This window comes from Promicromonospora sp. NPDC060271, assembly GCF_042726755.1.
In the GTDB taxonomy this organism is placed as follows: domain Bacteria; phylum Actinomycetota; class Actinomycetes; order Actinomycetales; family Cellulomonadaceae; genus Promicromonospora.
Genome location: NZ_JBHXBG010000050.1, coordinates 24,447 through 32,084 on the forward strand (window position 1 = coordinate 24,447; position 7,638 = coordinate 32,084).

3 protein-coding genes are annotated in these 7,638 nt (G+C 72.8%); all 3 read left to right on the plus strand.

The genetic code is table 11. The annotated features are described in order from the left end of the window. Positions 1–63 precede the first annotated feature (63 nt). The 3 genes from ACFWE2_RS10295 to ACFWE2_RS10305 all read left to right on the plus strand — a co-directional run bounded on the left by ACFWE2_RS10295 (position 64) and on the right by ACFWE2_RS10305 (position 7,587). Positions 64–2,166: an RNB domain-containing ribonuclease gene (locus tag ACFWE2_RS10295; RefSeq protein ID WP_377224125.1), complete on the plus strand. Its 2,103-nt coding sequence runs from the start codon at positions 64–66 to the stop codon at positions 2,164–2,166. Between the two features lie 87 nt (positions 2,167–2,253). After that, a complete protein-coding gene (locus tag ACFWE2_RS10300; protein ID WP_377224126.1) occupies positions 2,254–2,670 on the plus strand; it encodes a sterol carrier family protein in 417 nt (138 codons plus the stop codon). Between the two features lie 351 nt (positions 2,671–3,021). Continuing rightward, entirely contained in the window at positions 3,022–7,587 is a 4,566-nt protein-coding gene (locus ACFWE2_RS10305) for an ExeM/NucH family extracellular endonuclease (protein ID WP_377224127.1), read from the plus strand. The last annotated feature ends 51 nt before the right edge of the window (positions 7,588–7,638 follow it).

Sequence of the window (7,638 nt, forward strand, 5' to 3'; positions counted from 1 at the left end):
CCGCGCGCCCGACAACACAGCGACACCGCGCGGAGAGGGCGAAACCGGCTTATGTTCGCAGACGTGCCGACTCGTCAGATGCGCCTCGCGCCCGCCGCCCCCGACGACGTGAGCAGTGCCCTCGCGGCGCTCCGCGCCGAGTTCGGCCTGCCCGCGATGTTCCCGCAAGACGTTCTCGAGGAGGCTCGGGCCGCAGCCGACCAGGACCTCTCCGTCGGCCGGAACGACCGCCGCGACATCGAGTTCGTGACCATCGATCCGCCCGGTTCCAAGGACCTGGACCAGGCGGTGCACGTGGAGCAGTCCGGTGAGGGCTACGTGGTGCACTACGCGATCGCGGACCTGGGCGCCTTCGTGACACCCGGCGGAGCGCTCGACATGGAGGTCCGTAAGCGGGGCATGACCGTCTACGGGCCGGACGCCCGGACACCGCTGCACCCGAAGATCCTGTCGGAGGGCGCGGCGAGCCTGCTGCCCGAGGAGGACCGCCCGGCGGTGCTGTGGACGGTCACGCTGGACGCGCGCGGCATCATCACCGGCGCCTCGCTGGAGCGCGTGCTGGTGCGCAGCCGTGAACGGCTCACGTACGCGGAGGTCCAGTCGGCTCTCGACGCGGGCACGGCGAGCGAGTCCCTGCAGCTGCTGGCCGACGTCGGGCGCCTGCGCCAGTCGCTGGAGGCCGCGCGTGGCGGCGTCTCGCTGGAGGTGCCGGAGCAGGAGGTCGAGCGGCGGGAGGACGGCACGTACACGCTCTCGTTCCGCCGCAACCTGCCGGTCGAGGAGTGGAACGCGCAGATCTCCCTGCTCACGGGCATCGCGGCGGCCCACCTCATGCGCGAGGCCGGCGTCGGCATCCTGCGCACCCTTCCCGAGGCCGACCCCCGCGACCTGGCCCGCCTGCACCGCACGGCCCGCGCGCTCGGGATCGACTGGGCGGACAGCTTCCCGTACTCGCGCCTCGTTCCGACGCTCGTCTCGCGCGTCCCGGAGCACGCGGCGTTCCTCAACGAGGCGACGACGCTGTTCCGCGGCGCCGGCTACGTCGCGTTCGGCATGCCGGGGCCCGACGGCGCCCCGGTCCCGCCGCCCGAGAACACCCGCCACGCCGCCATCGCCGCCGACTACGCGCACGTCACAGCGCCCCTGCGGCGGCTGGTGGACCGCTATGCGACGGAGGTCTGCCTCGCGATCTCCGGCGGTACGGCCGTCCCGCGGTGGGTGCTCGACGCGCTGCCGCACCTGCCCGCCGTGATGGCCGAGACCGGCCGTCGCACCGCGTCGTTCGAGCGTGAGTGCGTCGACATCGTCGAGGCGTCCCTTCTCGCCGACCGGCTCGGCGAGGAGTTCGACGGCGTCGTGGTCGACGTCGAGGACGACACCAAGGACGTGCAGCGCGGCCTGGTGGTGCTGCGCGACCCCGCCGTCCGCGCGCGTGTGACGGGTCGACGGCTCCCGCTGGGCGACGAGGTGCGGGTCAGGCTCGCCGAGGCGGACGTGTCCGAGCGCCGAGTGATGTTCACGCTGCTCGGCGACGGCGCGGTCGACCCGGGAACGGGTGCCGAGACCACAGCTCGTCGGGCCGACACGTGGGACGGCGGCGGACGGCGGTCCACCACGGGCCCGCGCTCGGCCGCCGGCGTGGCACGACGTGCGGCGGATCCCGCGGCCTTCTCGGTTCCTGTCGCCGACGGCCCGGTACCCGCCCACGGGAGAGTCCTGCGGTCCACCGTCGAACCCGCGTTCATGGCGAGCCCTGACCCGGCCCCGGAGCCGAGCCCGAGCCCCGGGCCACGTCCGGTTCCCCGGCCCCGACCGGTCCCGCAGCGTCCCCAGCCGACCCCGCAGCCGCGGCCGGACGGCGAGGAGGCGGCGGCTCCGCGGCACCCGGGTCACGGTCTCGGCTACCCGCCCATGCGGCGGCCGGTGCGCCCTCAGGTCCGCGACGAGATGCCGCTGTCCGAGCCCTGGCCGCGGCACGCACCGCAGAGCGGGTCGCCCCGGCGGCTCGCGGCGCCGTCGCAACCCGTACCCGCGGTACGCGGCGACGCGTTCCCGGACGTGACGCACGTGGACTACCCGTCGGTTGCCTCGCTCGAGCTGCCGATGGTCGTGGCGGCGGACCTGCTCGCGGTCGAGGGCCCGGGCTCGGACGTCTACCGCTACTGACCCGGCGGTCCGCGATACTGGCCCCATGAAGCATGCAGCTCCTGCAGCCGCCCGGAAGCGGCTCGGCGACCTGTCGGCGGTGCGGTAGTGCCCCCGCGGCGCCGGACCGACCCGGCGGCCGGGCGAACCGCCGTTGCCGCTTGGGCGCGGGGGGAGGCGGATCGGCGTGACGTGACGACCGCCGTCCGGTTCACGCTGGAGGAGCTGGCCGACACCGCTCCCGGGAACTCCGTGGAGGTACGCGTGCCGCCCGCAGGCGCGGTGCAGGCCGTGGCCGGGCCACGGCACACGCGCGGCACGCCCCCCAACGTCGTCGAGACCGATCCGGCCACCTGGCTCGGCCTCGCCACCGGCACCGTGACCTGGGCAGACGCCGTCCTCGACGGCCGCGTGCACGCCTCGGGCGAGCGCTCCGACATCTCCGAGCTGCTGCCGCTGACGGTCGGGCGCCGAGCGGTTTCCGGGGCGAACGGAGACCCGGGGTCCCCGGTCTCTCCAGGGTGAACCGCGGCGCGCGTGGTAACGGATGTCGGTGACACCCGCTAGCCTCGGCGTCGATCTCGTGTATCTGTCGCGGCAGGGTTCACCCGGTGCGGGGACACCAGTTTTCCCCGCGGGCGTCCAGCCGTAACCGCTGGTTCACGAGGCAGTGATTGGTTTGGTGACACTCGTGCCGGACCGCCTGCGCAGCTGATGCGCGCCCGGCCGCGGCGATGCCGCCGAACAAGACGTCCAGCAGCAGTGCACTCCCAGCCCGGCCCTCGGTCGGCTATTGCAGAAGGAGTCAGCGTGAGACCCACCACGCTCCGGTCCCCGCGACCACACCCCCACCACCGTGGGAGGGCCGCAGTCGCAGTGGCTCTCTCCGCAGCGCTCGCCGTGCCCGCGACGGCGGCTTTCGCCGCGCCCGCGCCCGCGGCCACGGCCGACGGCCCGGACTCGGGGCACGTCGTCATCAGCGAGGCGTACCTCGTCGGCGGCAGCACCGGCCAGCCGTACCGGAACAAGTTCGTCGAGCTGTACAACCCGACCGACCAGCCAGTCAGCGTCGACGGCTGGTCGGTCCAGTACAAGTCCGCGACGGGCGCGACGTTCTCCGGCGTCACCGCGCTGAGCGGCACCATCGCCGCCGGCGGACGCTACCTCGTGCAGGGCGCCTCGAACGCGGCGAACGGCGAGCCGCTCCCCACACCCGACGCCGTCGGCACGCTCAACCCGAGCGGCACGGCCGGCGTGGTGGCGCTCGCGTCGCAGGCCACCGCGGTCACGCCCCCGAAGGGCGCCGTGCCGGCAGAGGGCGCCGCCGGCGTCGTCGACCTGCTCGGCTACGGCACCGCCGACACGTTCGAGACCGCTCAGGCTCCGGCCGGCAAGGGCACCGGCGTGGTCGGGTCCCTGGAGCGCACCGGCGACGCCGGTGACAACTCGGCGGACTTCGTGTTCTCCACCGCGGTGACCCCCGTCAACAGCGAGGGTTCCGAGCCCGACCCCAGCCCCACTCCCACGCCGTCGGATCCGACCGAGCCCGCCGAGGTCACCCCGATCGCAGAGATCCAGGGCACCGGCGACGCCTCGCCGCTCGTGGGCAAGACGGTCACGACCCGCGGCGTCGTCACCGCCGTCTACCCGACCGGCGGTTTCAACGGCCTCTACCTGCAGACCGCCGGCACCGGTGGCGGCCAGGACCCGACGCCCGGCGCGTCGGACGGCATCTTCGTGTTCTCCGCTGCGGCAGCCGCCGACCTCTCGGCCGGCGACCATGTGGAGGTGACCGGCGCGGTCTCCGAGCACAACGGGCTGACCGAGCTCACCCCGTCGTCGGGCGGCTGGGCAGTGCTGAGCGAACCGGCGACGGTCGAGCCGACGGCGACCGCCTGGCCGGCCGCCGCCGCCGAGCGTGAGGCCCTCGAGGGCATGCTCCTCGCCCCGCAGGGCTCCTTTACGGTGACGGACAACTACGACACCAACTACTACGGCGTCATCGGCCTGGCGGCCGGCGACAGCCCGCTCGTGCAGCCCACGACGGCGGGCCGTCCGGGGTCGGCCGAATACAACGCGCAGATCGCGGACAACGCGGCCCGCGGCGTGCTCCTCGACGACGGCGCGTCGCTGAACTACAACTCGACCGCCAACAAGTCGAAGCCGCTGCCCTACCTGACCGGCGGTGCTCCGCTGCGCGTGGGCGCCGGGGCCACGTTCACGCGTCCCGTCGTGCTCGACTACCGGTTCGACGCGTGGGGCTTCCAGCCGACGTCCCAGCTCACGCCCGACGTCGCCGACGCCGTGCAGCCCGCCACCTTCGAGAACACGCGTGAGGACGCTCCGGCGGAGGTGGGCGGCAACCTCCAGGTCGCGACGTTCAACGTGCTGAACTACTTCAGCACCACGGGTGACGAGCTCACGGGCTGCACCTACTACACGGACCGTGCGGGTGACCCGGTCACTGTCTCGGGCGGCTGCGACGCCCGCGGCGCGGCCGAGGAGGAGGACCTGCAGCGGCAGCAGACCAAGATCGTCGCGGCGATCAACGCGCTCGGCGCGGACGTCGTCTCCCTGCTCGAGGTCGAGAACTCGCGCCACTTCCTCGGCAAGTCCCGGGACCAGGCGGTCTCCGACCTGGTGGACGCGCTCAACGCCGCAGCGGGTGCCGGGACGTGGGCCTACGTGGCCTCGCCCGCCGAGGTGCCGGCCGACGAGGACGTGATCCGTAACGCCTTCATCTACCGCACGGCCACCGCCGACCCGGTGGGCGAGTCGCACATCCTGCTGACGGGCGACGCGTTCGACAACGCCCGGCGTCCGCTGGCCCAGGTCTTCCAGCCCGCTGGCGGCGCGACCGACGCCGCCGACGACGTCCTGGTGGTGTCGAACCACTTCAAGTCGAAGGGGTCGGCCGGCCCGTGGCCGGGCGACGCGGACCAGGGCGACGGCCAGGGTGCCTCGAACGAGTCGCGCGTGCGCCAGGCGAACGACCTCGTCGCCTTCGCGGACGCCCAGGCGCAGGCCGCCGGGACGGACAAGGTCCTGCTGGTCGGCGACTTCAACGCCTACGAGCACGAGGACCCGATCCAGGTCCTCGCCGACGCCGGTTACGTCGACCTCGCCGCCGAGACCGGTGAGTACTCGTACAACTTCGACGGCATGGTCGGCTCGCTCGACCACGAGCTGGCCTCGCCCGCGGCGGCGGAGCTGGTCACCGGCGTCGACATCTGGAACATCAACGCCTACGAGCCGGTGGCGAACGAGTACAGCCGCTACAACTACAACGCGTCGATCCTCTACGACGAGACGCCGTTCCGGTCCTCGGACCACGACCCGGCGATCGTCGGGCTCGACCTGGGTACCTCCGAGCCGGGCTCGGTCGACCTGGACCTCGTCGCCATCAACGACTTCCACGGCCGCATCGACCAGAACACCGTCAACTTCGCGGGCACCGTGGAGCAGATCCGGGCGCAGAACCCCGACGGCACCGCCTTCGTCTCGGCGGGTGACAACATCGGCGCCTCGCTGTTCGCGTCAGCGCTGCAGCAGGACCAGCCGACCCTCGACGTGCTGAACGCGCTGGGCCTGAAGACCTCCGCGGTCGGCAACCACGAGTTCGACCAGGGCATGACCGACCTGACCGACCGCGTCGTTCCCGCCTCGGACTTCAGCATCCTCGGCGCGAACGTCTACGACGAGGCGACGGGCGAGCCGGCGCTGCCGGAGTACGACGTGGTGCCGGTCAACGGTGTCGACGTCGGCTTCGTCGGCGTGGTCACGCAGGAGACGCCCACGCTCGTCACGCCGACGGGTATCGAGGGCCTCGAGTTCGGCGACCCGGTGGAGGCGCTCAACCGCGTCACGGACGAGCTGCTCGACGGAGACGCCGCGAACGGCGAGGCCGACCTGGTGGTGGCCCTCGCGCACGACGGCGCCAGCGCGGGCACTCCCGACGGTGCCACGATCGAGGAGGAGATCGCCGCCGGCGGCCCCTTCGCCTCCCTGGTCCAGGACACCGACCCGCGCATCGCGGCCATCTTCACCGGCCACACGCACAAGCAGTACGCGTGGGACGCCCCGGTCCCGGGTGCGGCGGGGGAGACCCGCCCGATCATCCAGACCGGCAACTACGGCGAGTTCCTCGGCCACGTCTCCCTCACGGTGGACACGGAGACGTTCGACGTCACGGCCTACACCGCCGAGAACGTCGCACGCACCACGACCCCGGCGGCCGAGCTCATCGCCGACTACCCGGTGGTCGCCGAGGTCGACTCGATCGTTGACGCCGCGCTGGCCGAGGCCCAGAAGATCGGCGCGCAGCCGATCGGCGAGGTGACCGCCGACATCACGACGGCGTTCGCGGGCGGCTCCTACACGAACGGCGTCTACACCGGCGGCAACCGGGACGACCGTGCGTCGGAGTCGGCGCTCGGCAACCTGGTGGCGAACTCGCTGCGCGCGTCGCTCGCCGCCGACGAGCGGGGCGGCGCCGACATCGGCGTCGTGAACCCCGGCGGCCTGCGTAACGAGCTCTACCGTGGCGAGGACGGCGTCATCACGTACGCCGAGGCCAACGCGGTGCTGCCGTTCGTCAACAACCTGTGGACGATCACGCTCACCGGCGCACAGCTCGACACGCTGCTGGAGCAGCAGTGGCAGACGGACAAGGACGGCAACCGCCCGTCGCGGCCGTACCTGGCGCTCGGGCTGTCGGACAACGTCTCGTACACGGTTCGCACGGCCGACCCCAACGCGACACCGGGCGACAACGTCTCGTCGATCACCATCGACGGTGTGCCGGTCGACCCGGCCGCCGAGTACCGCGTGGCGACCTTCTCGTTCCTGGTCGCCGGTGGCGACAACTTCCGGGTCTTCACCGAGGGCACGGAGGGTCGGGACTCGGGCCTGGTCGACCGTGAGGCCTGGATCTCGTACCTGAAGAGCTCCTCGCCGATCACGCCGAGCTTCGCCCGCACCCGTACGGTCGCCCCGGCCCTTCCGGGCACGGTCAAGGCCGGTGCCTCGACCGACGTCAGCCTGTCCGGCCTGGACCTGACCTCGCTCGGCTCCCCGCAGAACACGGCCGTCGAGACCTTCCTGGTCCCGTCGGGCGGAGCGGCCTCGGACGGTGTCTCGCTCGGCACCAGCCCGGTCACCGGCGGCGCGACGTCGGCGTCGGTCACCGTCCCGGCCGGCACGGCGCCCGGGGCGTACCAGCTCCTGGTGCAGGCGTCGCCGTCCGGCACCACCGCCCGGCTGCCGCTGACCGTCGAGGCGGCGGACCCGGTGGAGCCGGAGGCTCCCGCCTGGCGACCGTTCAAGCTCTACTGGTGGGGTGACCTGGTGACCTACAAGGGCCTGGTCTACGAGGCGACCCGCCCGACGATCCTCCAGATCCCGGGCGTCGGAAAGCGCAGCCCCTGGCAGCTGGTCGACTGACGGCTGGGACGGCGAAGTAGAGCGCCTGTCCGAGTCTCCCTGGTGAGACCA